Raw genomic sequence first — 22,354 nt, forward strand, 5'->3', positions numbered from 1 at the left:
CAACATCGGGGAACGGGCCGCACCGGGACGGGAAGGCGCCATGGATCTCACCTTCGGCTTCGGCGAGGAGCAGGACGAACTGCGCAAGGTCGTCCGCTCCTTCCTCGCCAGACACTCCACCGAGGCCGACGTACGCCGCCTGGCAGCCGACCCGAAGGGCTACGACCGGGTCGTATGGCGACGGATGGCCACGGAACTCGGGCTCCAGGGGCTCGCCATCCCCGAGGAGTACGGCGGTTCGGGCTTCGGTTACGCCGAACTCGGCATCGTCTTCGAGGAGACGGGCCGCGCCCTGCTCTGCGCCCCCTACTTCGCCACCGTGGCCCTCGCCGCCGAGGCACTCCTGCGCTGCGACGACGAAGCGGCCCGCCACGACTACCTGCCGGGCATCGCCTCCGGCGACACCATGGCCACCCTCGCCCTGACCGAGGCGGCCGGCCGCTGGGACGAGCCGGGCGTCCGGCTCAACGCCTGTGAGGAGGGCGGGAGTTGGCAGCTGACCGGCATGAAGGCGTACGTCCCCGACGGCCACCTCGCCGATCTGCTGCTGGTCGCCGCCCGCACGCCCTCCGGCGTCAGCCTCTTCGCCGTCGAGAGCGATGCACCGGGCGTCACCCGCACCGCGCTCCCCACCCTCGACCAGACCCGCAAGCAGGCACAGGTCGACTTCGCCGACACCCCCGCCCGGCTGCTGGGCACCGAGGGCGCGGCCTGGCCGGCGATCGAGCGCACCCTCGCCACCGCCTCCGTACTGCTGGCCGCCGAACAGGTCGGGGGAGCCGCCGCCGCACTGGACGCCGCCGTGGCGTACGCCAAGATCCGCGTCCAGTACGGGCGGGCCATCGGCTCGTTCCAGGGGATCAAGCACAAGTGCGCCGACATGCTGGCCGAGATCGAGTCGGCCCGCTCGGCGGCGTACGGCGGGCTGTGGGCGCTCGACGCGGGGGACGAGGCGGAGATCGCGATCGCCGCGGCCCTCGCCCAGGCCTTCTGCTCGGAGGCGTATGCCGTGGTCGCGAGCGAGAACATCCAGGTGCACGGCGGAATCGGCTTCACCTGGGAGCACCCCGCGCACCTCTACTTCAAGCGGGCCAAGAGCTCCGAGGTGCTGCTCGGCACGCCCTCGTACCACCGGGAGCTGCTCGCCACCCGGCTCGGCATCTGAATCCCCTGGAGGAAGCAAGCATGGAGCTGGACTTCGGCCCCGCGGTACGGGACTTCCGGGACGAGCTGCGCGACTGGCTGGCGGAGCACCTGGTGGGGGAGTTCGCCGCACACCGGGGGGTGGGCGGCCCCACCGACGGCGCGGCCTGGGACGTCCGCCTCGCCTGGGACCGCGAGCTGTCCGCAGGGAACTGGCTGGGCATCAGCTGGCCGCGCGAGTACGGCGGACGCGGGCTCGGACTCCTTGAGGAGATCGTCTTCGAGTACGAGTACGCGCGCGCCAACGCCCCGTACCGCGCGACCGGCAACGCCCTCGACCTGCTCGGCCCGATGCTGCTCGCGATGGGCAGCGAGGAGCAGAAGAAGCGCTTCCTGCCGCCGATCCTCGCCGTCGAGGAGCTGTGGGGGCAGGGCTTCAGCGAACCGGGCGCCGGTTCCGATCTGGCGTCCGTACGCACCAGGGCCGAGCGTGATGGCGACGACTGGGTGGTCAACGGGCAGAAGGTGTGGACCTCCTTCGGGATCCACGCCGACTGGCTCTATGCGCTCGTCCGCACCGACCCGGACTCCCAGCGGCACAAGGGGCTGAGCATGCTGCTCGTCCCCGCCGACCAGCCGGGCGTGGACATCCGGTCGATCCGCAACCTGGCGGGTCAGGAGGAGTTCGCCGAGGTCTTCTTCTCCGACGCCCGCACCGGCGCGGACATGGTGGTGGGCGAGGTGGGCCAGGGCTGGCGCACCGCGATGGGCACCCTCGGTATCGAACGCGGCACCACGCTCCTTCCCCAGCAGCTCACCTTCGAGCGGGAGGCCGACGCCCTGATCGAGCTGGCCCGCGAACGCGGCGCGTTGCACGACCCCATGCTGCGCCGCCGGATCGTGGACGCCTGGATCTCCGTACGCATCATGCGCACCACCAACATGCGGACCGTCGCCGAACTGGTCGCGGGCCGCACCCCCGGAGCGCAGTCCACCACGGCGAAGCTGTACGCCTCGACACGGCACCAGCAACTGGGCCATCTCGCCATGGAGTTGGCGGGACCGGCCGGACAGATCATCGGCGAGGACTACGAACTCGACACCCGGCAGCGCTCGTTCCTGCTCTCCCTCGCGGAAACCATCTACGGCGGCTCCAGCGAGATCCAGCGCAACATCATCGGCGAGCAACTCCTCGGCCTGCCCAAGGACTCACGGCCATGAGCCCAACCGACATCCGCGCTCTCGAGGACCGCATCGACCGCATCGAATCACAGCTCGCCATCCAGCAACTCCCCATCCGCTACGCCCTCGCCGTGGACGCCCGCGACCTCGACGCCTGGACCGGCTGCTTCCGCCCCGACGTCGACATGGGCCGCCACGGCCGGGGCCGACAGGTCCTGCGCGACCACATCGAGCCCCAACTACGCGGCTTCCACCGCTCCGTTCACCAGATCTGCGGCCACCGCATCGAGTTCACCGGCCGCGACACCGCGACCGGCGCGGTCTACTGCCGGGCCGAGCACGAGGTGGGGGAGCGGTGGATCGTGATGGCGATCTGCTACTGGGACGAGTACGCGCGGGTGGACGGCGAGTGGTACTTCTCCCGCCGCCGTGAACAGCACTGGTACGCGGCCGATGTCACCGAGCGGCCCCAAGCGGTGGACTTCAAAGGCTGGGAGGGCGCCGGAAATCCGGCACTGCCGGACGCCTTCCCCTCGTGGGCACCCTTCTGGAAGGAGACGACGTGACGGAGCGACGCACACGGCTGGCCGGGAAGGTGGCCCTGGTCACCGGAGGCGGGCAGGGCGTGGGACGCGGGATCGCGCTCGCGCTGGCCGCCGAGGGTGCGGCGGTGGTGATCTCGGGCCGTACCGAGAGCAAGCTGAAGGACACGGCCGCCGAGATCGCCGAGCGCGGCGGGCGGGCGTACACCGTGGCCGGTGACGTCGGCGAGCGCGATGACGTCGACCGCATGGTGGCTCAGACGGTACGGGAGTTCGGCGCGCTGGACGTCCTCGTCAACAACGCCCAGTCGTCGGTGCAGCGCAAGCTGGAGAAGACCTCGTACGACGATGTCGAACTCACCTACCGCAGCGGCCCGTTGGCGACCTTCCACGCGATGCAGGCCGCGCTGCCTCACCTCAAGGCGAGCCGGGGCAGCGTCGTGAACCTCGGCTCCTCCGCCGCGGTGCAGGGCGATCCGACGTTCGGCGCGTACGCGATGGCCAAGGAGGCGATCCGCGGGCTGAGCCGGGTGGCCGCGCGGGAGTGGGGCCCGTACGGAATCCGGGTCAACGTCGTCTGCCCGGCCGCCCTGAGCCCGGCCGCGGAGGACTACCTCGCCGCCCACCCGGAGAAGGCCGGACCGCTGTACGCCGGGATCCCGCTGGGCCGCCTCGGCGACCCCGAGACGGACATCGGCCGGGCCGTGGCCGCGCTGGTCAGCGAGGACATGGCCTATCTGACCGGCGCGACACTGATGCTGGAGGGCGGCCGGACGCTGATCGGCTGACGGACGGCCACCCGTATGGTCAACCAGGCCGTGCGGACGACCATCCAGGTCGTCCGCACGGCCACTCAGTCGTTATACGACGCCCCGCGCCCGCAGCTCGACGAGCTGATCCTCCGTCACCCCGGCCAGTCGGCCCAGGACTTCGGCGGTGTGCTCACCCAGCGAGGGCGGCGGGGCGTAGTCCTCGACGGGGGTCGCCGAGAGCCGGATGGGGTTGGCGAGGAGCGACAGCCGCCCCGACACCGGGTCCTCGACCTCCAGCAGCATCTCCCTGTGCTGGACCTGCGGGTCGGCGAAGACCTCGGGCAGTTCGTTGATCGGGCCGGCCGGGACATCGTGCGCGTCGAACGCGGCCAGCCACTCGTCCCTTGTTCTGGTCCGCAGGATCTCCTCCAGTACGGGCACGATCTCGTCCCGGTGGGTGATCCGTGCGGCGGTCGTGGCGAACCGCGGATCCTGGAGCAGTTCGCCGTGGTCGACCGCCGCGCAGAAGGCCGCGAACTGCTTGTCGTTGCCGGCGACGACGAAGATGGGCTTGTCCTCGCACTGGAACGCCTGGGACGGGATCCCGCCGTAGCCGCCGTTGGCCCGGCGCCGCGGGACCTCGCCGGAGACCAGGTAGTTCATCGCGAAGTGCGAGAGCGTGGCGAGCCCGCAGTCCAGCAGGGAGAGGTCGATGAACTGGCCCTCGCCGGTGACGTCCCGGTGCCGCAGGGCCGCGAGGATCGCGGTGGACGCGTACAGCCCGGTGAGGATGTCGATCATGCTGATGCCGACCTTCATCGGCTCCTCCGGATGCCCTGAGACGCTCATCATCCCGGACATGGCCTGGAAGATGCCGTCGTAGCCGGGGCGAGAGGCGTACGGGCCGGTCTGCCCGAAACCGGTGACGGAGAGGTAGACCAGCCGGGGGTTGAGTGCGCGCAGGCTCTCCTGGTCGAGGCCGTACTTCGCCAGCGTGCCCGCGCGGAAGTTCTCGACGACGACGTCCGAGCACGCGGCCAGCGAGCGGATCAACTCCTGCCCCTCCGCGGTGGCGTGATTGACGGTGACCGACTTCTTGTTGCGGTTGCAGGCGAGGAAGAACGCGGCGGTGTCCGTCGGCTCGCCGCCACGGTCGGTGAGGAACGGAGGCCCGTACGTCCGCGAGTCGTCGCCGACTCCGGGGCGCTCGATCTTGATCACCTCCGCGCCCAGGTCGGCCAGCGTCTGGGTGGCGAGTGGCGCCGCGAGGATACGGGACAGATCGAGGACGCGGATCCCGGCCAGGGCGGTCGACGGCATCAAGGCCTCCCGTTCAAGATGAATGAGTTATATAAATAATACATACGTGAGGCGCGGAGTGTGGCCTCATGATTGCTTCAACTATCCAAATCATGTAACTATATGGCGCTGGGTTGCGGAGCCGGAGACTGGAGGGTGCGCGGATGACCGTCACGGCGAGGACCCTCACCGACCAGGAACAACGCGAGCGCCGCGAGTGGTTCCGGGCCCGCTGGGAACGCGGGGTCAAGTTCAACCGCAGCGCCGGTATGCGCGTCCTGCGCTGGGACCCGGACGGCATCGAGATGACGATGCCCTTCACCGAGGCGCTCTCGGCCCACGAAGGCGTCTTCCACGGCGGAGTCGTCTCGGCGCTGATCGACACCGCGGGCTCGGGAGCCGTGATCGCCGGCCATGACTTCACCAAGGGCAGCCTGCTCAGCACCGTCTCCATGTCGGTGCAGTACCTCGCGCCCGCCCGCGGCCACGAGGCCATCGCGTACGCGCGCTGCGTCCGACGCGGGAGCCGACTGCACTTCGCCGAGGTCGACGTACGCATGCCGGACGGCCGGGTCTGCGCCCGGGGTCAGGTGGTGGTGAGCATCTCCGGGGAGCGAGCCGGTGTCGGCGACCCCGTCGAACCCTTTGCCGAGGAGTGACACACGATGACCGAACAGCCCACAGAAGACCTGGTGTTGTACGAGGTCGACGAGGACGGTGTCGCCACCGTGACCCTCAACCGGCCCGAGCGCAAGAACGCCTGGAGCATCCCCATGGAGCAGCGGTTCTTCGCGCTCCTGGACGAGGCCGCCGCCGACCCCGCCGTCCGCGTGGTCATCATCACCGGGGCGGGCAGGGCGTTCTGCCCCGGCATGGACGTCCAGCGCCTTGAGCAGAACGCCCAGCCCGGCCAGTCCCTCAACCTCCAGGCCCGCGTGCCCATGTACAGCCGGCGCAACATGCCGAAGCCCCTGATCGCCGCCGTCAACGGCGCCTGCGCGGGCATCGGCCTCATCCAGGCGCTGATCTGCGACGTCCGCTTCGCCGCCCGCGGCGCCCGCTTCACCACCGCCTTCACCCGGCGCGGACTGGCCGGCGAGTACAACATGCCGTACGTGCTCCCGCGCGTCATCGGCCTGGAGAACGCGCTCGACCTGCTGCTCTCCGGCCGCGTCTTCGACGCCGACGAAGCCAAGGAACTGGGCCTTGTCAGCCGCGTCGTCGAACCGGACCAACTCCTCGACGCCGCCCGCGCGTACGCCCGCGACATCGCCCGCAACTGCTCCCCGCGCGCCATGGCCGTCGTACGCCACCAGGTGTACGGCGACCTCGACCGCGGCTTCACCGACGCCCTGGCCCGCAGCTACTCGGCGATGGAGTTCTTCGCGGGCTCGCCGGACTTCCGCGAAGGAGTGGCGAGCTTCGTGGAGAAACGGGAGCCCAAGTTCGAGGGCCTGCCCCCGGACTTCGACCCGGACGAGGCGACACGCGACGCCTTCCTCCCGTACTGACGCCAACTGGCGCCTGCCAGACGCTTATTGACCACGAGGAGCACGAACGATGACAGGGCAGCCGTTCCCCGTCGAAGCCGGGCACATCATGATGTTCGCCCGGGCCATCGGCGACGAGAACCCGGCGTACGAGCATCTCGCCCCGCCGACCTTCACTTGGGCGAGCGCCCACTTCGACCCTGACTACCACCTGCGGCCGAAGCCCGGCCAGGAGTGGTTCGGCTCCGGAGGCGGTCCGGGGGTGATGCCGGAGGGCGGCGGAGGGCTGCACGCCGAGCAGCACTTCGAGTACCACCGTCCGGTACGCGTCGGAGAGACGCTGTACGCCCACACCGTGCCGGGCCGCAGTTGGGAGAAGCAGGGCCGCACGGGGCGCCTGCTGTTCAGTGAACGCATCACCGAGTACCGGGACGCCGACGGCGAACCGGTCGTCAGCGCCCGGACCGTGGCCGTCGTGCCCGAAGGTCCCGCCACCCCCAAGTCCGAGGAACCGGCCACCGGTGCCACCGGGAAGGACGACGCCTGATGAGCCCGTACGTGGATGACATCAAGGTCGGCGAGAGCCGCGAGAGCGTGCTCGTCGACGATCTCAAGCGCACCCGGATCGTCCAGTATGCGGGCGCCTCCGGCGACTTCAACCCGCTCCACACCGACCACGTCTTCGCCACCGAAACCGCTGGCTACCCCGGCGTCTTCGCCCACGGCATGATGACGATGGGCATGACCGGACGGGTCCTCACCGACTGGGTCGGCATCGAGCCACTGCTGAGCTACGGGGTGCGCTTCAAGGCGCAGGTCTGGCCCGGCGACACCCTGACCGCCACGGCGACCGTCGAGTCCATCGAGGACACGCCCACCGGACCGGTCGCCCAGTTCTCGCTGCGTACCGTCAACCAGCACGGTGCCGAGGTGGTCACCGGCACCGCGACGGTCCGCCTGGAGTCCTGACATGGCCGACCCGTCAGCGGTTGACCACTCGGCGGTCGACCACACGCTGGTGGCGCCCGAGGCCGTGGGCGTCGACCCGCACCGGCTCGACGTACTGCTGCGCCGCATCAGGCTCGAAGTGGAGCACGGCCCGCTCCCGTCGGCGCAGGTCGCCGTCGCCAGGGGCGGCCGGCTGGTGGCGTACGAGACCTGGGGTGACGCGGACCCCGGCACCCGCTACATCCTGCAGTCCGTCGGCCGCTCGATCGTCGCCGGCGCCGTGTGGAAGCTGATGGGCGACGGCCTGCTCGACATCGGCGAGCAAGTCGCCGCGATCATCCCGGAGTTCGCACCGAACGGGAAGGAGGCGGTCACGGTCGAGCAGGTGCTCACCCACACCGCCGGATTCCCCTTCGCACCGCTGGGCTACCCGAAGATGCTCGACCGGGAGCAGCGGCTCGCCGCCTTCGGCCGCTGGCGCCTCGACTACCCGCCGGGCAGCCGCTTCCAGTTCCATCTCACCTCGGCTGCCTGGCTGATCGCCGAGATCACCGAGCGGCGTACGGGGCTGGCCTTCGCCGACTACCTGCGCGAGCGGATCGTACGGCCGCTGGGCCTGACCTCGATCGAACTGGGCGTCCCCGTCGACCGTCAGCCCGGCACGGTCGCTCCGATGACCGCCACCGACCGCACCGACGACGACCAGGAACCCGACCCCTGGGGACCCTGGTACCTGTCCGACCCGCGGGTGCTGGCGGCGGGCGAACCCAGTCACGCACTCGTCGCCACCGCCGCCGATGTCGCCCTGTACTTCCAGGCGTTGGAGCACTCGGGCCTGTGGAAGCCGGAGGCGGTGGCCGAGGGCACCAGGATCCGGCTGACCGAGCATCCCCACGGCGACCAGCTCTACGGCGGTGGTGGCAGCCGGCGTACGAGTATGGGACTGTTCGTCACCGTCGCCGGCCCCGACGCGGGAAGCCAACTTCCCTCCACCGGCTCGCCGTTGCTCTTCGGGAGTGCCGGAGCGGCGTACCAACTGGGCTTCATGGACCCGGAGACGGGTCTGTCCTTCGCTCTGCTGAGCAACGGCTACCCGCTCGCCGGTTACGACCACTCACGGCGCGGCACCGCACTGCTCACCAACATCGCGAACCTGGCGGCGGACCTGGTCGACTGACCGGGCCCGCCGCCAGGCGGGGACTTGCGGGACTGAACGCTCAGCGGCTCACCAGCTGCTGGGCGTTGTTGTACATGATGTCGTCCTGCACCGACTCGTCCAGCTCCGCGATGAGCTTGCGGTAGTCGGCGGGGTTCGCGATGCCCTCGGCGTGCGGGTAGTCCGAGCCCATGACCAGCGACTCGTGATAGCCGAGCCGCTTCACCAGGCCGGGGATGTCGTCCTCGGGGTAGGGCACCACGCGGATGTGCTTGCGGAACACCTGGCTGGGCCGCTCCGACAACTGCCCGCCGATCCATGGCCCGTTGCGGCCCATGCCCCGGCTCTTGTCCATGTGCCGGACGAAGTGCGGCACCCACTCGGCGCCGAACTCCGAGACCAGGACGTTGACGTCGGGGAATCGCTCGAAGAGGTTGTCGAAGATGAGCGCGGAGAGCGTCTCCTCGATCGGGCGCTGGCCGTAGGTGTTCATCCACTGCCAGGCGGACATACGGAAGTGGATCGGGTTCGGGTCGTGACCCCAGGCCGGGGCGACATGCGAGTTGTAGTAGAACTCGCTGATGTGGTAGCAGACGCTGGCCTTGGCCTCGTTGACCAGCTTCCAGAACGGGTCGAAGTACGGGTCGCCCGGTGAGCGGCCGTACTGGGGCCCCGTCGGCAGCATGATGAACCGGGCGCCCTTCTCCAGGACGAACTCCAGCTCCTTCACCGCGCTGTCGAGGTCGCGCAGCGAGAGCAGGGCGGGGGTGTAGATACGGTCCTGGTGGTTGAAGCCCCAGACCTCGTCCATATAGCGGTTGAACGAGTGGTAGTTGGCGTAGAGCGGCTCGACGCCGCGTACGTACTCCTCGGCGACCAGGGCCCAGCCGCCCGGATACATGATCGTCTGGTCCAGGCCCTGCTCGTCCATGACCCGCAGCCGGGCCTCACGGTTCTGGTACGCCTCGTGCATCGGCTCGAACTGGTACGTCTCCTCCGGGTTGCCCGAGGCCATCGCCTTGAGCATCTCCTTGAGCGAGCCGGGCCGGTAGACCTGCCCGAACTCCGGCTCCAGACAGACCACGATCCTGTCTCCCGCGAGGATGACCTCACGGCCGTCCGGCAGCGTCACGGGGGCCACGGCCTGACCGAGGTACTCCTTGGGGAGGTAGCGGGTGAAGGAGTCCCGCTCCTCGTACATGTGCTGGTCGCAGTCGAAGATCCGCTTACGCTGTTCGGCCATCGCCATCGCCGTTGCCTCCCGACCCAGAGCTATTCAGTGCGCCTCCTATAATTATCTAACTGTTTCAAGAGTGCAAGGGAGTGGCGGGACCGGAGCGGCGGGCGCCGGACGTGGTTCGGACATGCCGCGGGCCCGCCGGTCGGCCGGCGGGCCCGTGTGCGGGATGTGAATCCCTTGATCGGTGGGTCTCTCGGTCAGTCGATGAGCTCCAGGACCGTCTTCGGTCCCGCCGAGTTGACGACGTCGTCCGCGCTGGAGATGTGGCGCTGCCACAGCTTCTCGGCCTCGTCCGCCTTGCCCGACTCGATCAGGCCCACCAGCCGTACATGCGCACGGTGGCCCTTGAGGGCCTGGGTCTTCTGGGTCTCCGTGTCGACGGCGGCAGCGGTGTACGAGGCGTTGGCGCGGTCGACGATGTTGCGCAGCATGCCGCAGAGCAGGATCAGGGTCTGGTTGCCGGTCAGTTCGACCAGCAGGGCGTGGAAGGCGTCCTGGGCGTCGACCAGGGCGAGCGGATCGTCGAGTACGGCCTTCTCGGCGGCCACCGCCTCACGCAGCCGCTTGATGTCGCCTGCCGTGTGCTTGGCGGCGAGCTGGCGCGCGCACGGCGGCTCGATCATCGCCGCCGCGCGGTAGACGTCGCCCAGGGTGGCGCCGCGGTATTCCAGGATCAGACCGGCGAAGCGGGCCGCGACATCGGAGTCCGGCGCGCTCACCCGGGCGCCGCCGTGCGCTCCGCGGCGCACCGTGATCAGCGACTCGGACTCCAGTACGCGGAAGGCCTCGCGCAGCGTCGGCCGGGAGATGCCGAACTGCTCCATCAGCCCTGACTCCGGCGGCAGCGCGTCGCCGGGCTTCAGTTCGCCGCGTACGATCTGACGGCGCAGATGTCCGGCGACCAGCTCGGCCGTCTTCGGAACACGCACCTGGCGCCCGACGCGTGCGCGGGAGGGTACGGGCACGGTGGGTACTTCTGCTGCGCCGGCTGCCTCGGCCACGACGGACTCTCCTCGTTTGTGATCATCCCGTCCACTTTGCCTGATATAGCAAAATGAATCTTCTTAGTACACCGAGGGTACCAGGTCAAGAGCTGGGTGATCATCGCCTTGTCCGTACCTGATCTGGCGTCGGGAGGGCGGGTGGTATATAGATGATTCATCTAGCTATACCGTTGACAGGCCCTCACGGGAGTGACCTCGATGACCGAGAACCCGACCCCGGTGATCCTCACCGAACTGACCGGCGACGGGGTCATGCTGCTCACCCTGAACCGGCCCGAGCGGCACAACGCCTGGACCCTGGAGATGGAGCTGCTCTACAACGAGCTGTTCGACCGAGCCGAAGTGGATCCGGCGGTACGGGCCGTCGTCCTCACCGGTGCGGGCCGCAGCTTCTGCCCGGGCATGGACATCAGCGTGCTGGACGGGGCGTCCTCCGGGGCCCGGCCCTGGCCGACCGACCAATTGCCGCCGCGCACCCGGCCGATGACCTTCCCGAAGCCCGTCGTGGCGGCCGTCAACGGCGCCTGCGCCGGGATCGGCTTCAACCAGGCCGTGATGTGCGATGTGCGGTTCGCCGTGCCCGGAGCCAAGTTCGCCGCCGCCTTCAGCGCGCGTGGACTCGTGGCGGAGGACGGCGTGTCCTGGATCCTGCCGAGGCTCGTCGGATACGGGAACGCCGGCGACCTGCTGCTGTCCTCGCGCCGCATCAGCGGTACGGAAGCGCTCGCGATGGGCCTGGTCAACCGGCTGTGCGAACCCGACGAACTCCTTCCAGCCGCCCTCGAGTACGCCACCGAACTGGCCCGCTCGGCCAGCCCGTACGCGATGTCCCTCATCAAACGACAGCTCGCCGACGACCAGACGAGGACCTTCGCGGAGAGCCGCGACGCCGCGGCCCGGTTGCTGGCGACGGCCAAGCGCGCGCCGGACTACCGGGAGGGCGTACGCAGCTTCATCGAGCGGCGGCAGCCGGAGTTCGCGGCGCTGGGGGAGCCGGCGGCGTTGGGGGAGCCGGCGGTGCTGGGGGAGGAGTCGTCGTGACGCGCGCCGAGGTGCCGCTGCATCGTCGTACGGTCAGCGTCACCGCGTACGACGAGGGCGGCGGCGAGATCTCGGTCGAGGCGGAACTGCGGGACGAGCGGCCCTGGGTGGCGGAGCCGGACGCCGGTGTCGTGCACCGGATGGTGCTCGCCGTGCGGGTCCGGCTGGCGGACATGGTCATCGTGGCGGCCGATGCGGACATGCGCACGTTTCCGCACGCCGAGTGTCCGTTGATCACGCCGGCCTTCGACGGCTTGGTGGGGCTCAGTGTCGCTGCCGGGTACAACCGGGCCATCCAGGAGCGGTTTCGTGGGGTGTCCGGGTGCTCTCATCTGTACGAGTTGGCGCGGGTGCTCGGGCCTGCCGTGGTGCAGGCCGGGATCTCGGCCAATGCGGGGCTTCGGATGGCCGGACGGCCCTCCGATGGCCCGCGTTCCACGGCGGGGGTGCTGAACAGCTGCCATATCTGGGCGCCGGGTGGAGTGGGGCTGCGGAAGCTGGATGCGGGGTGGCGGCCGGGGGTGGGGCCACGGCCTGTGCCGGAGGTCGAGGTGTTCGAGGAAACCTCTTCACCAAGACCGCCGACCGCCTTCCGGACTTTCCTGGACCAGAACGAGACCCCCGGCCGAAGTCCTGGCGAACCCTCGGCAGCTGAGCCCGATCATCTGAGATCCCCGACAGAGTCGAGCTGAGGACGAGTGCGCACAACCGGGTCCGGGGAAAGCGGACCTGGCTGCTGCCCGGGACATCCCGTCAGCTCATGGGAGGCAGTCCGGGTTCCGGCAGCACCTGCAGGGAGTTCAGGGTGAAGGCCAGCAGGTGGTAGTGGCCCACCAGCATCGGCAGCTCGATCAACTGGCGCTCCGTCAGGTGCTGGGCCAGCCCTTCCCACGTCGACCGGCCGATCCGGGCGCCGGAGTGCAACTCGTCCGTGGCCCGCAGCAGCAACGACTGCCGTTCCGTCCAACCCGGCGCGTCGGGACCCGCAGCGACCCGCGCCATGTCGTCCGATGACAGCCCGGCCTTCGCGGCGATCCTCACGTGTTGGCCCCACTCGTAGGGCGACTCGCAGTTGCGCGCCACTCGAAGGATCACCAACTCGCGTTCAGCGAAGGGCAGGTCGCCCGCGAGCAGCAACTGGCTGCTGAAGGGAAGCCAGGCGGCGAACAACTCCGGATGACGAGCAAGCGTCGTAAACACATGTGCCTCACCGAGCGAAGACACGCCGAGGCCCAGTGAACCGATGTCGGCGGACAACGTCTCCCGCACGGATTCAGCCCATTCCTCCGCGGGCTGCGGAGGAATGCGGGGCGCGGCGGGCGGCAGCGGCGGCTCTGACACGCGGCCACGCTACGCCAAGGGCAGTCCGGCGGAAACGCCGACGACAAGCCATGTCCCTGAAGGACTTTGAGCCACGCGTCACCGACTTCGTCGCCGCGGGCGGCCTCGACCCGTGTCAGCGGGCCACGCTTGCCTGCGGCCTGCGCTATGAGGAGGCGGCCCTGGAGCGGATGGACGAACTGCCCCGCATCCTGGGTGAGACCTGAGGATCACACCCTCGGCTCGCGCGGCAGGCCCAGCACCTTCTCCGCGAGGATGTTCCGCTGCACCTGCGACGTCCCCGCGTAGATCGTGCCGGAGCGGGCGATCAGGTACGTCGTCGACCAGGACGCCGAGGAGTTCGCGGCGCCGGGGTCGTCCGCGCGATACGTACGCAGAGGTGGGCGGCCCATCGGGACCTGGGCGTGCAGGCCCATGATGTCCATCGCCAGGTCCGTGATCTCGGTGTGGTACTCGCTCCAGTACAGCTTGGCGATCGAGGTCTCCGGGCCGGGCTCGGCGCCCCTCAGCCAGCCGGTGAGGATGCGGTAGCCGAGGTAGCGCATGATCTCGACCTTGGACCAGCACCAGGCGATGCGCTGCCGGACGACCGGGTCCTGGTCCTTGCCGTACTCGCGGGCGAGGTCGACGAGACGTTCCACCTCGGCCTTGAACAGGATGGGGTTCGTCGCGGCCTCCTCCCCGCGCTCCACGCCCAGCAGGCTCTGTGCGACCGCCCAGCCGTTGTTCACTTCGCCCACGACGAGATCGGCCCGGGTGCGGGCGCCGCTGAAGAAGACCTCGTTGAAGTGGAGTTGGCCGCTCATCATGCGGAACGGGCGTACCTCGACGCCGGGTTGGTGCAGTGGCACCAGCAGGAAGGAGATGCCCCGGTGCTTGGGGGCATCGCGGTCGGTGCGGGCCAGGACGAAGATCCAGTCGCAGTGGTGGGCGCCGGACGTCCAGACCTTCTGGCCGTCGATGACCCACTCCTCGCCGTCCCGCACCGCGCGCGTCGTGAGCGAGGCCAGGTCCGAGCCCGCGTCCGGCTCCGAGTACCCCTGGCACCAGGTGTCCTCGCCGCTCAGGATCCGCGGCAGAAAGTGGGCCTTCTGCTCCTCGGTGCCCCAGCGCAGCAGCGTGTTCGCCAGCATCTTGACGCCGAAGGTGTCCTGCGGCAGCCCGAACGGCACGCCGGCCAGGGCCAGTTCCTCCATCAGGACGACCTGATGGAGCTTGGAGAGGCCGCGACCGCCGTACTGCTTCGGCCAGGTCAGGGAGAGGTATCCGCGCTCGGCGAGCCGGGTCCGCCAGTCGCGGGCGAAGGCCCAGGCGGCCTCCTCGTCGAGGGCGCCGATGCCCGTCCAGTCGGCCGGCAGGGCGGCGGCGAGGAACGCCTTGACCTCGGCGCGGAACGCCTCCGTCTGAGGGGGGTAACCGATGTCCACCTGCGTCATCTCCTCCTCGGCCGGGGCCCGCGCGGTCAGTCGGCGGCCGGTCGGCTCCTGGTTGATACTTTCAGCGTAATAGGTTATCTATTTTAGAGGAATAGCGGAGTGCTGGAGACGAGTCGGGCGGGCAACGACATGGGACTGCTGGACGGCCGGACCGCGGTGATCACCGGGGCCGCGCAGGGCATCGGCTACGAGATCGCCGGCGTACTCGGCGGCGCGGGCGCCTCCGTCGTCATCGGGGACATCAACGAGGGGGCCGCGGCCGAGGCCGCCGAGCGCCTCGTGAAACATGGCGTCGCCGCCACCTCACTGCGCTGCGACGTCACCGAGGAGGACGAGGTGGCGGCTCTGGTCGCGCACTGCGCCGACACCTTCGGACCGGTCGGCGTCATGGTCAACAACGCCGGGATCACCCGGGACGCCACCCTGCGCAAGATGGCCCTCACCGACTTCCGCGCTGTCGTGGACGTCCACCTCACCGGCGCCTGGAACGGCACCCGGTACGCCGCCGCGGCGATGCGCGAACACGGCCACGGCGGCAGCATCGTCAACATCTCCTCCATCGCCGGCAAGGTCGGCAATTTCGGCCAGACCAACTACAGCGCGGCCAAAGCCGGACTCGTCGGCCTCACCAAGGCCTCGGCCAAGGAGCTGGCCGGAGCCGGAATCCGGGTCAACGCCGTGCAGCCCGGGCTGATCCGTACCGCCATGACCGAGGCGATGCCCCAGTCCGCCTGGGACGCGAAGCTCGCCGAGATCCCCATGGCCCGCGCGGGCGAACCCGCCGAGGTCGCCAAGGTGGTCCTCTTCCTCGCCTCCGACATGGCGAGCTACATCACCGGAGCCGTACTCGAAGTGACCGGCGGCCGCTACATGTGAGCCGCCGCCGCTGCGTACGCGATCGGCGTCCCCAGATCCGTACCCCTGAAGCCCTGTACCCCTCAAGGCCCGTACCCCTGAAGCGAAAGGCCCGCCCCATGCCCGCCCTCCTGCGTGACGCGGTGATCTGCGAACCCGTGCGTACCCCCGTCGGCGGTTACGGAGGCGTCTTCCGCGAGGTGACGGCCGCCGAGCTGGCCGCCACGGTCGTACGGGCCGTCCTCGACCGCACCGGAGTGCCGCCCGGCGCCGTGGACGACGTCCTGCTGGGCCAGTGCTATCCCAACGGCGAGGCGCCCGCGATCGGACGGGTCGTCGCCCTGGACGCCGGACTGCCGGTGGAGGTGCCGGGACTCCAGATCGACCGGCGCTGCGGATCCGGACTGCAGGCCGTGATCAACGCCGCCATGCAGGTGCAGACCGGTGCCAGCGATCTCGTCCTCGCAGGTGGCGTGGAGTCCATGAGCCAGGCCGAGTTCTACACCACCGACGTGCGGTGGGGCGTACGCGGTGCAGGCACCACGCTGCACGACCGGCTGGCCCGTGGCCGGGTCACCTCCGGCGGGGTCAACCACCCTGTAGCGGGCGGGATGTTGGAGACCGCCGAGAACCTGCGCCGCGAGTACGGCATTCCGCGTGAGGAGCAGGACCGGCTCGCACTGCGCTCGCACGAGAAGGCCGTCGCGGCTCAGCGGGCGGGCCGCTTCGCCGACGAGATCGTGCCCGTCACCGTACGGACGCGCAAAGGCGAGACCGTCGTCGAGTCGGACGAACACCCGCGCCCCGACTCCTCGTTGGAGAAACTCGCCACCCTGCGGCCCGTACTCGGCCGCCAGGACCCCGAGGCGACCGTGACCGCCGGGAACGCCAGCGGGCAGAACGACGGCGCCTCGGTCTGCATCGTCACCCATCCCGAACGCGCGGCCGAGCTGGGGCTGCGTCCGCTCGGCCGGCTCGTCTCCTGGGCCGTCGTGGGCGTGCCCCCGGAGACCATGGGCATCGGGCCGGTCCCGGCGACAGCCCGTGCCCTGGAGAGAGCGGGCCTGAAGCTCGCCGACATCGACCTCATCGAACTGAACGAGGCCTTCGCCGCCCAGGTACTGGCCTGCACCCGTGAATGGGGCCTCACCGAGGGCGACTTCGAGAGGTTCAACGTCAACGGCTCCGGCATCTCGCTGGGCCACCCCGTCGGCGCCACCGGCGGTCGCATCCTCGCCACCCTGCTGCGCGAACTCGACCGCCGCGAGGCCCGCTACGGCCTGGAGACCATGTGCCTCGGCGGCGGCCAAGGACTTGCCGCGGTCTTCGAACGGCCGACGACCACCACTCACGCTCTTGGAGGACGCTGATGGCCGGACTGATCGCATACGGCGCCTATGTGCCGCACCACCGTCTCGCGCGGGCCGACATCGCCGCCACCCTCGGTACCCGTGCGGCGAAGGGGACCCGCTCGGTCGCGGGCTACGACGAGGACACCACCTCGATGGCCGTCGAAGCGGCCCGTGGCGCCCTGACCGCCGACGGGCTGCGCCCCCGCGTCGGCCAGCTCTTCCTCGCCACCGCCGCACCCGCCTACCTCGACAAGACCAACGCGACCGCCGTGCACGCCGCGCTCTCCCTCGACGAGCACGTACTCGCCGTCGACATGGCCGGCTCCGTACGCTCCGGACTCGGCGCCCTGGTCACCGCCGCCCGTTCCCCGGTTCCGACCCTCGCGGTGCTGTCCGACCTGCGCACCGGGCTGCCCGGCGGTACGGACGAGAGCGCCGGCGGCGACGGCGCGGCGGCCTTCGTCTTCGGCGGACACCGCGACGGGGCGCCCGTCATCGCCGAACTGCTCGCCCACGACACCGTCAGCGACGAACTCCTCGACCGCTGGCGGCTGCCGGGCGCGCCCGCCTCCCGCGTCTGGGAGGAGCGGTTCGCCGAGGAGATCTACGTCGACCTCGCCGGCAAGGCCCTCGGCGCCGCGCTCGACCGCGCCAAGCTCTCCGCCGACGCCGTCGACCACTTCGCGGTCGCGGGACTGCACGCCCGGGCCTGTGCGGCGGTGCGCCGGACAGCGGGCGTACGGCCCGAGACGGTGACCGGAGACCTCACCGCGGCCATCGGCAACGCGGGCACCGCCCAGCCCGGACTGCTCCTCGCCGACGTACTCGACCGAGCCCAACCCGGCGAGACCATCGCGCTCGTCGTCCTCGGCGACGGCGCCGGAGTCCTGCTGCTGCGCGCCACCGACGCCCTGCCCGCACACCGTGCCGCCCGCCCGGTGGCCGCGCAGATCGCCACGGGCAGCGCCCCCGTCCCGTACGCCACCTACCTCACCTGGCGCGGGCTCCTCGACCGCGAACCGCCCCGCCGACCGGACCCCGAGCCCCCGTACGCCCCGCCCGCGCACCGCCGCAATGGCTGGAAGTACGGCTTGATCGCCTCCCGTTGCGAGAAGTGCGGGACGCGGCATCTGCCGCCGGACCGGGTGTGCGTGTCATGCCGGAGCGTCGACGCGATGACCGACGAGCCGATGGAACACGTACAGGGCACGGTCGCCACCTTCACGGTGGACCGGCTCGCCCACACCCCGAGCCCGCCCATGCTCGTGGTGGTCGTCGACTACGACGGCGGCGGCCGGTTCCGCTGCCAGCTCACCGACGCCACGCAGGCCGACGCTGTGATCGGCGCCCGAGTCGAGATGACCTTCCGGCGCACGGTCACCGCCGCCGGGGTCCACAACTACTTCTGGAAGGCCCGTCCCGTGCGGTTCGGCGCCGGTCCAGAGGAAGACTGAGGAGGTACCCAGATGGGCTCGCACGGAATCCGCGACCGTGTCGCGATCGTCGGCATGGGCTGTACGACCTTCGGCGAACACTGGACCCGCTCGGCGGACGATCTGCTGGTCGACGCCGTCGGCGAGGCGGTGACCTCGGCCGGCATCACGCTCGACGACATCGACGCGTTCTGGTTCGGCACCCAGGCTTCCGGTGTCTCCGGCCTCGCCCTCAGCCGGCCGCTGCACCTGCCGAACAAGCCGGTCACGCGCGTGGAGAACATGTGCGCCACCGGCTCGGAGGCGCTGCGTAACGCCTGTTATGCGGTGGCCTCGGGCGCGTACGACGTCGCGATGGCGGTCGGTGTGGAGAAGCTCAAGGACTCGGGCATGTCGGGGCTCTCGGGTACGACGATGCCGGGCGCCGGTGACGACAGCCGAGGCGAGATCACCGCCCCCGCCAACTTCTCCCTCCTTGCCCCCGCCTACGCGGCCAAGTACGGGCTGGACGAGGACGAGATGAAGGACGTCATCACCCGTATCGCCTGGAAGAACCACGTCAACGGGGCCCGCAACCCCCGCGCCCAGTTCCGCAAGGAGGTGCCGCTGGAGCGCATCCGGTCGGCGCCGATCGTCGCGGGCATGCTCGGCGTCTTCGACTGCTCGGGCGTCTCCGACGGTTCGGCCGCCGCGATCGTGGTGCGGGCCGAGGACGCGTACAGGTACACGGACAAGCCCGTCTTCGTGAAGGCGCTGTCCTTCGTCGCCGGGCCCGCCGACGGACTCATGGACCCCGAGTACGACTTCACCACCTTCCCCGAGGTCGTCGCGTCCGCGCAGGAGGCGTACCGGCAGGCGGGCATCACCGATCCGCGCACGGAGCTCGCGCTCGCCGAGGTCCATGACTGCTTCACGCCCACCGAACTGGTGCTCATGGAGGACCTGGGGTTCTCCGACCGCGGCCAGGCGTGGAAGGACGTGACCAGCGGGCAGTTCGACCTGGACGGCGGACTCCCGGTGAACCCGGACGGCGGGCTGAAGGCCTTCGGCCACCCCATTGGTGCCTCGGGCCTGCGCATGATGTTCGAGGCCTGGCTCCAACTGCGCGGCGAGGCACCGCCGGACCGTACGGTGCGCACCCTGGCCGAGGGGCGCTCGCTCGCGCTCACCCACAACCTGGGCGGCGGACCGGGCGAATGCGTCTCCTTCGTGTCGGTCGTGGGCAGCGAACTCACCGCCTGAGTAAGGGAGTTCGGCAATGGGACGACTCGACGACAAGATCGCCGTGGTGACCGGAGCCGCCTCCGGCATCGGCGCGGCCACCGCGCGCCGGGTGGCGGCCGAGGGCGCGCACACCGTGGTCGCCGATCTGAACCTCGACGGCGCGAAGGCGGTGACGGAGGAGATCACTGCCTCCGGTGGATCCGCGACGGCCGTCCTGGTGGACCTCGGCGACATCGAGAGCGTACGGGCCATGGTGGCGTCCGCGGTGGGCACGTACGGCGGTCTCGACATCCTGCACAACAACGCGGCGGCCACTCATCTGGCCGCCCGTCAGGACCTCCCGGTCGCGGAGGCCGATCCGGCTGTCTGGGACGACACGATGCGGATCAATCTGCGCGGGACGATGGTCGCGATCCAGGCCGCCGTGCCGCACATGGTCACGCGCGGCGGCGGCTCCGTCATAAACACCACGTCCGGGTCCGGGCTTTCGGGCGATCTGCGTAATCCCGCGTACGGCGCCTCCAAGGCCGCGCTGATCAACCTGACGCAGTACGTCGCCACGCAGTACGGCAAGCAGGGTGTGCGCTGCAACGCCGTCTCGCCGGGGTTCATCGTGACCGAGGCGAAGACCGGGGCGGCGTACGAGCCGATCAAGCAGACCATGCTGCGCCATCACCTCACGCCGCGCCTCGGCCGGCCCGAGGACATCGCCGCGGCGGTGGTGTTCCTGGCCTCGGACGAGGCGGCGTTCATCACCGGGCAGACCCTGTGCGTGGACGGCGGGCTGCTGGCCCATCAGCCGTATGTGGCGGACCTGCGCGACAGATGAACCACGCATGCCGCGTCAGTCGGTTCCGGCAGTGTCTCCCGGGGAGACCAGTCCGGTCTCATAGGCGAGTACGACGGCCTGGACGCGGTCGCGGAGGTCCAGCTTCGACAGGATGCGGCCGATGTGTGTCTTGACCGTGGTCGGGCTGAGGTGCAGCCGGTCCGCGAGTTCGGCGTTGCTGAGGCCCGTCGCGAGCAGGCGGAGCACCTCGAGCTCGCGCGGGGTCAGGCCGGACAGGTCGCGGTGGAGGGCGGGCGGCCGGGCCTCCTCGCGGTGGGCGAAGCGCTCGATCAGACGGCGGGTGATCGTGGGCGCGAGCAGGGCGTCGCCGGACTGCACCAGGCGTACGGCGGCCACCAGGTGCTCGGGTGTGACGTCCTTGAGCAGGAAGCCGCTGGCGCCGGCGGTGAGCGCGGCGTAGACGTAGTGGTCGAGGTCGTAGGTGGTGAGGATGATGACGCGCGTCTCATGCGGGCCTTCGCCGCCGAGGATCCGCCGGGTGGCCTCGATGCCGTCCGTCCGCGGCATCCGGATGTCCATGAGGACGACATCGGGCCGGGTGCGCCGGACGGCGGCGACCGCCTCGGCCCCGTCGGCCGCCTCGGCCGTCACCTCGATGCCGTCAGCGGCGAGGATCATCCCGAATCCCGTACGCACCAGGGCCTGGTCGTCGGCGATGACCGCGCGCAGCGGCGGCCGGTTCACGCGATCCGCCACGGGACTCGGGCCTTGATCCGGTATCCGCCGGTGAGGGTCGGCCCGGCCGTGAGTTCGCCGCCGTAGACCGCCAGCCGTTCGCGCAGCCCGATCAGCCCGCGGCCGTTGCCGTCCGCCGGTGGGGAGTCGTGGGCGCCGCCGGTGTCGGTGACCTCGATCTCCAGACAGTCGTCGGCGTAACCGATCACGACGGAGGCCTCGGCGCCGGGTGCGTGTTTGATCGTGTTGGTCAGCGCCTCCTGCACGACGCGATACGCCGCGAGGTCCACTCCGGGCGGCAGCGGGTCCGGGGGCAGCGACACCGCGACGCCGACCGGTGTCCCGGCGGCGCGGACCCGCTCGGTCAGGGCGTCGAGCTGCCCGAGGCCGGGCTGCGGCTCCAGGCCGTCGGCGGGGGTGTCGGGGCGGCCGATGTCAGGACCGGCCAACAGGCCCATCACATGCCGGAGTTCGGCCATGGCGGCCCGGCCTCCGGCCTCGACCGCCAGCAGTGCTTCCTTCGACCGCCCCGGCGCCGCGTCCATCACCTTGCGCGCCGCGCCCGCCTGGATCACCATCACGCTCACATTGTGGGTCACGACGTCGTGCAACTCGGCGGCTATGCGGGCGCGTTCCTCCTCGACGGCCCGGCGCGTGGCCTCCTCCTGGGTCTGCTGGAGCCGCGCGTACCGGTCCCTGCTCGCCGCCAGCTGACGGCGCCAGGTCCGGACCAGGCCGGCCAGCACCCCGGCGATCAGCAACACGACTGCCGGGCTCGACCAGCCCGGAAGGATGGGCTCCGTGTCCCGGAACGCGAGGCCTGCCAGCACGGCGGCGATGACCATTGCGGCCATGGCCCACATCCGGTAGCGGCTGTGGACGACGGCACTGAACGCGCCGATGACGCAGGTCAGCACGCTTATCCAGGAGGCGTCGTCGACCATGGCCAGCGTCGCGGTCATCACCACGGCGAACGCCGCCAGCGGATACCGGCGCCGGGCCGCCAGCGGCAGCGCCGACAGGACGACGAGTGGCCAGATCACCGACGAGGGCTCCTCCTCCCGCACCGGAAGGCCCGGAGGCGTCGGGGGCGTCGGGGGAGGGAACGGAGCGTCCTGGCCGATCCGGACCGGTCCGCTGTCGGGATAACGCGCGAGCCAGATCAGCGCGACGACGGTCAGCACGATGGCCAGCACCACATCGGCGCGCACCGCACGCCGCGACAACGGCGCGGGCTTCGTCTCCGGTCGTAGCGCGTCGCGCAGTTGCTGACGCCATCCGCGCCGGTCCTCCGTCTCCATCGGCTCATTGTGCGGTCCGCCCTCCCGGTGCCGCGTCCGCCTGCACGGTCAAAACGCCGTCCCGCAGGCGTACTTCGCAGGGATGAGCCC

The 22,354-nt window shown here is 70.3% G+C and carries 24 protein-coding genes; 17 read left to right on the forward strand and 7 right to left on the reverse strand.

From position 1 onward, the window contains the following. Positions 1-40 precede the first annotated feature (40 nt). From OP79_RS03205 to OP79_RS03220, 4 genes are read left to right on the forward strand one after another with little or no spacing between them, the layout of a single operon-like run. Complete coding sequence (locus tag OP79_RS03205; protein WP_033318319.1) at positions 41-1,165, forward strand: acyl-CoA dehydrogenase family protein; 1,125 nt, start codon at positions 41-43, stop codon at positions 1,163-1,165. Positions 1,166-1,185: 20 nt separating this feature from the next. Then, entirely contained in the window at positions 1,186-2,364 is a 1,179-nt protein-coding gene (locus OP79_RS03210) for an acyl-CoA dehydrogenase family protein (RefSeq protein WP_033318320.1), read from the forward strand. Then, positions 2,361-2,891 (forward strand): nuclear transport factor 2 family protein, encoded by a 531-nt coding sequence (locus OP79_RS03215; protein ID WP_078491580.1) that lies wholly within the window; start codon positions 2,361-2,363, stop codon positions 2,889-2,891. The genes OP79_RS03210 and OP79_RS03215 overlap by 4 nt, the downstream gene beginning before the upstream one ends. Continuing rightward, positions 2,888-3,655 carry an SDR family NAD(P)-dependent oxidoreductase gene (locus tag OP79_RS03220; RefSeq protein ID WP_033318321.1) on the forward strand — a complete coding sequence of 256 codons (768 nt, stop codon included), beginning with the start codon at positions 2,888-2,890 and terminating at the stop codon, positions 3,653-3,655. The genes OP79_RS03215 and OP79_RS03220 overlap by 4 nt, the downstream gene beginning before the upstream one ends. Positions 3,656-3,727: 72 nt before the next feature. Here OP79_RS03220 and OP79_RS03225 read toward each other — a convergent pair whose 3' ends face one another. After that, positions 3,728-4,939, reverse strand: a complete 1,212-nt coding sequence (locus tag OP79_RS03225; protein WP_033318322.1) for a CaiB/BaiF CoA transferase family protein — start codon at positions 4,937-4,939, stop codon at positions 3,728-3,730. A gap of 143 nt (positions 4,940-5,082) precedes the next feature. Here OP79_RS03225 and OP79_RS03230 point away from each other — a divergent pair, with 143 nt between their 5' ends. The 5 genes from OP79_RS03230 to OP79_RS03250 are packed head-to-tail and all read left to right on the forward strand — an operon-like array spanning position 5,083 to position 8,533. Further along, positions 5,083-5,577 (forward strand): PaaI family thioesterase, encoded by a 495-nt coding sequence (locus tag OP79_RS03230; protein WP_033318323.1) that lies wholly within the window; start codon positions 5,083-5,085, stop codon positions 5,575-5,577. 6 nt (positions 5,578-5,583) lie between these two features. Further along, on the forward strand, positions 5,584-6,429 hold the full coding sequence (locus OP79_RS03235) for an enoyl-CoA hydratase-related protein (protein ID WP_033318324.1): 846 nt from the start codon (positions 5,584-5,586) through the stop codon (positions 6,427-6,429). A gap of 49 nt (positions 6,430-6,478) precedes the next feature. Next, positions 6,479-6,955: an FAS1-like dehydratase domain-containing protein gene (locus OP79_RS03240; protein WP_051744368.1), complete on the forward strand. Its 477-nt coding sequence runs from the start codon at positions 6,479-6,481 to the stop codon at positions 6,953-6,955. Beyond that, positions 6,955-7,377, forward strand: coding sequence for a MaoC family dehydratase (locus tag OP79_RS03245; RefSeq protein WP_033318325.1), 423 nt, complete (start codon positions 6,955-6,957; stop codon positions 7,375-7,377). The genes OP79_RS03240 and OP79_RS03245 overlap by 1 nt, the downstream gene beginning before the upstream one ends. A gap of 1 nt (position 7,378) precedes the next feature. Next, entirely contained in the window at positions 7,379-8,533 is a 1,155-nt protein-coding gene (locus OP79_RS03250) for a serine hydrolase domain-containing protein (protein ID WP_051744369.1), read from the forward strand. 40 nt (positions 8,534-8,573) lie between these two features. Here OP79_RS03250 and OP79_RS03255 read toward each other — a convergent pair whose 3' ends face one another. Together OP79_RS03255 and OP79_RS03260 are read right to left on the reverse strand one after the other, a co-directional pair. Continuing rightward, entirely contained in the window at positions 8,574-9,755 is a 1,182-nt protein-coding gene (locus OP79_RS03255; protein WP_033318436.1) for an amidohydrolase family protein, read from the reverse strand. A 194-nt stretch (positions 9,756-9,949) separates the two neighbouring features. Further along, positions 9,950-10,753 carry a FadR/GntR family transcriptional regulator gene (locus OP79_RS03260; protein ID WP_033318326.1) on the reverse strand — a complete coding sequence of 268 codons (804 nt, stop codon included), beginning with the start codon at positions 10,751-10,753 and terminating at the stop codon, positions 9,950-9,952. 201 nt (positions 10,754-10,954) lie between these two features. Between OP79_RS03260 and OP79_RS03265 the strand changes: the two genes are divergently transcribed. Both OP79_RS03265 and OP79_RS03270 read left to right on the forward strand, forming a co-directional pair. After that, the gene (locus OP79_RS03265; protein WP_033318327.1) at positions 10,955-11,797 is read left to right on the forward strand and encodes an enoyl-CoA hydratase-related protein; all 843 of its coding nucleotides are present in this window, start codon (positions 10,955-10,957) and stop codon (positions 11,795-11,797) included. Beyond that, complete coding sequence (locus OP79_RS03270) at positions 11,794-12,489, forward strand: DUF2889 domain-containing protein (protein WP_078491581.1); 696 nt, start codon at positions 11,794-11,796, stop codon at positions 12,487-12,489. Before OP79_RS03265 ends, OP79_RS03270 begins: the two co-directional genes overlap by 4 nt. A gap of 61 nt (positions 12,490-12,550) precedes the next feature. Here the strand turns inward: OP79_RS03270 and OP79_RS03275 are convergent, their stop codons facing one another. After that, on the reverse strand, positions 12,551-13,138 hold the full coding sequence (locus OP79_RS03275) for a carboxymuconolactone decarboxylase family protein (RefSeq protein WP_033318328.1): 588 nt from the start codon (positions 13,136-13,138) through the stop codon (positions 12,551-12,553). A 50-nt stretch (positions 13,139-13,188) separates the two neighbouring features. Here OP79_RS03275 and OP79_RS53640 point away from each other — a divergent pair, with 50 nt between their 5' ends. Beyond that, positions 13,189-13,344: a hypothetical protein gene (locus OP79_RS53640; protein WP_211270723.1), complete on the forward strand. Its 156-nt coding sequence runs from the start codon at positions 13,189-13,191 to the stop codon at positions 13,342-13,344. Positions 13,345-13,347: 3 nt separating this feature from the next. Here OP79_RS53640 and OP79_RS03280 read toward each other — a convergent pair whose 3' ends face one another. Continuing rightward, positions 13,348-14,574, reverse strand: a complete 1,227-nt coding sequence (locus OP79_RS03280; protein WP_245685199.1) for an acyl-CoA dehydrogenase family protein — start codon at positions 14,572-14,574, stop codon at positions 13,348-13,350. A gap of 99 nt (positions 14,575-14,673) precedes the next feature. Between OP79_RS03280 and fabG the strand changes: the two genes are divergently transcribed. The 5 genes from fabG (at position 14,674) to OP79_RS03305 (ending at position 20,267) form a co-directional block, all read left to right on the forward strand. Beyond that, positions 14,674-15,450: a 3-oxoacyl-ACP reductase FabG gene (gene fabG / locus OP79_RS03285; RefSeq protein ID WP_245685200.1), complete on the forward strand. Its 777-nt coding sequence runs from the start codon at positions 14,674-14,676 to the stop codon at positions 15,448-15,450. A 98-nt stretch (positions 15,451-15,548) separates the two neighbouring features. After that, entirely contained in the window at positions 15,549-16,799 is a 1,251-nt protein-coding gene (locus tag OP79_RS03290; protein ID WP_211270724.1) for an acetyl-CoA C-acetyltransferase, read from the forward strand. Then, the gene (locus OP79_RS03295; RefSeq protein WP_033318329.1) at positions 16,799-18,235 is read left to right on the forward strand and encodes an OB-fold domain-containing protein; all 1,437 of its coding nucleotides are present in this window, start codon (positions 16,799-16,801) and stop codon (positions 18,233-18,235) included. Before OP79_RS03290 ends, OP79_RS03295 begins: the two co-directional genes overlap by 1 nt. A 12-nt stretch (positions 18,236-18,247) precedes the next feature. Beyond that, entirely contained in the window at positions 18,248-19,456 is a 1,209-nt protein-coding gene (locus OP79_RS03300) for an acetyl-CoA acetyltransferase (RefSeq protein WP_033318330.1), read from the forward strand. Between the two features lie 16 nt (positions 19,457-19,472). Beyond that, positions 19,473-20,267, forward strand: a complete 795-nt coding sequence (locus tag OP79_RS03305) for an SDR family NAD(P)-dependent oxidoreductase (RefSeq protein ID WP_033318331.1) — start codon at positions 19,473-19,475, stop codon at positions 20,265-20,267. A 15-nt stretch (positions 20,268-20,282) separates the two neighbouring features. Here the strand turns inward: OP79_RS03305 and OP79_RS03310 are convergent, their stop codons facing one another. Further along, positions 20,283-20,984 carry a response regulator gene (locus OP79_RS03310; protein ID WP_033318332.1) on the reverse strand — a complete coding sequence of 234 codons (702 nt, stop codon included), beginning with the start codon at positions 20,982-20,984 and terminating at the stop codon, positions 20,283-20,285. Beyond that, positions 20,969-22,264 (reverse strand): sensor histidine kinase, encoded by a 1,296-nt coding sequence (locus tag OP79_RS03315; protein ID WP_033318333.1) that lies wholly within the window; start codon positions 22,262-22,264, stop codon positions 20,969-20,971. The genes OP79_RS03310 and OP79_RS03315 overlap by 16 nt, the downstream gene beginning before the upstream one ends. Positions 22,265-22,354: the final 90 nt, after the last annotated feature.

The organism is Streptomyces yerevanensis (assembly GCF_000716805.1).
GTDB lineage: Bacteria > Actinomycetota > Actinomycetes > Streptomycetales > Streptomycetaceae > Streptomyces > Streptomyces flaveus.

Excerpts from the sequence above, each read along its gene's own strand:
- OP79_RS03205 (WP_033318319.1), top strand. The coding sequence starts at position 41 with ATGGATCTCACCTTCGGCTTCGGCGAGGAGCAGGACGAACTGCGCAAG.
- OP79_RS03210 (WP_033318320.1), top strand. The coding sequence starts at position 1,186 with ATGGAGCTGGACTTCGGCCCCGCGGTACGGGACTTCCGGGACGAGCTG.
- OP79_RS03215 (WP_078491580.1), top strand. The coding sequence starts at position 2,361 with ATGAGCCCAACCGACATCCGCGCTCTCGAGGACCGCATCGACCGCATC.
- OP79_RS03225 (WP_033318322.1), bottom strand. The coding sequence starts at position 4,939 with ATGCCGTCGACCGCCCTGGCCGGGATCCGCGTCCTCGATCTGTCCCGT.
- OP79_RS03230 (WP_033318323.1), top strand. The coding sequence starts at position 5,083 with ATGACCGTCACGGCGAGGACCCTCACCGACCAGGAACAACGCGAGCGC.
- OP79_RS03235 (WP_033318324.1), top strand. The coding sequence starts at position 5,584 with ATGACCGAACAGCCCACAGAAGACCTGGTGTTGTACGAGGTCGACGAG.
- OP79_RS03240 (WP_051744368.1), top strand. The coding sequence starts at position 6,479 with ATGACAGGGCAGCCGTTCCCCGTCGAAGCCGGGCACATCATGATGTTC.
- OP79_RS03245 (WP_033318325.1), top strand. The coding sequence starts at position 6,955 with ATGAGCCCGTACGTGGATGACATCAAGGTCGGCGAGAGCCGCGAGAGC.
- OP79_RS03250 (WP_051744369.1), top strand. The coding sequence starts at position 7,379 with ATGGCCGACCCGTCAGCGGTTGACCACTCGGCGGTCGACCACACGCTG.
- OP79_RS03255 (WP_033318436.1), bottom strand. The coding sequence starts at position 9,755 with ATGGCCGAACAGCGTAAGCGGATCTTCGACTGCGACCAGCACATGTAC.
- OP79_RS03265 (WP_033318327.1), top strand. The coding sequence starts at position 10,955 with ATGACCGAGAACCCGACCCCGGTGATCCTCACCGAACTGACCGGCGAC.
- OP79_RS53640 (WP_211270723.1), top strand. The coding sequence starts at position 13,189 with ATGTCCCTGAAGGACTTTGAGCCACGCGTCACCGACTTCGTCGCCGCG.
- OP79_RS03280 (WP_245685199.1), bottom strand. The coding sequence starts at position 14,574 with ATGACGCAGGTGGACATCGGTTACCCCCCTCAGACGGAGGCGTTCCGC.
- OP79_RS03290 (WP_211270724.1), top strand. The coding sequence starts at position 15,549 with ATGCCCGCCCTCCTGCGTGACGCGGTGATCTGCGAACCCGTGCGTACC.
- OP79_RS03295 (WP_033318329.1), top strand. The coding sequence starts at position 16,799 with ATGGCCGGACTGATCGCATACGGCGCCTATGTGCCGCACCACCGTCTC.
- OP79_RS03300 (WP_033318330.1), top strand. The coding sequence starts at position 18,248 with ATGGGCTCGCACGGAATCCGCGACCGTGTCGCGATCGTCGGCATGGGC.
- OP79_RS03305 (WP_033318331.1), top strand. The coding sequence starts at position 19,473 with ATGGGACGACTCGACGACAAGATCGCCGTGGTGACCGGAGCCGCCTCC.
- OP79_RS03315 (WP_033318333.1), bottom strand. The coding sequence starts at position 22,264 with ATGGAGACGGAGGACCGGCGCGGATGGCGTCAGCAACTGCGCGACGCG.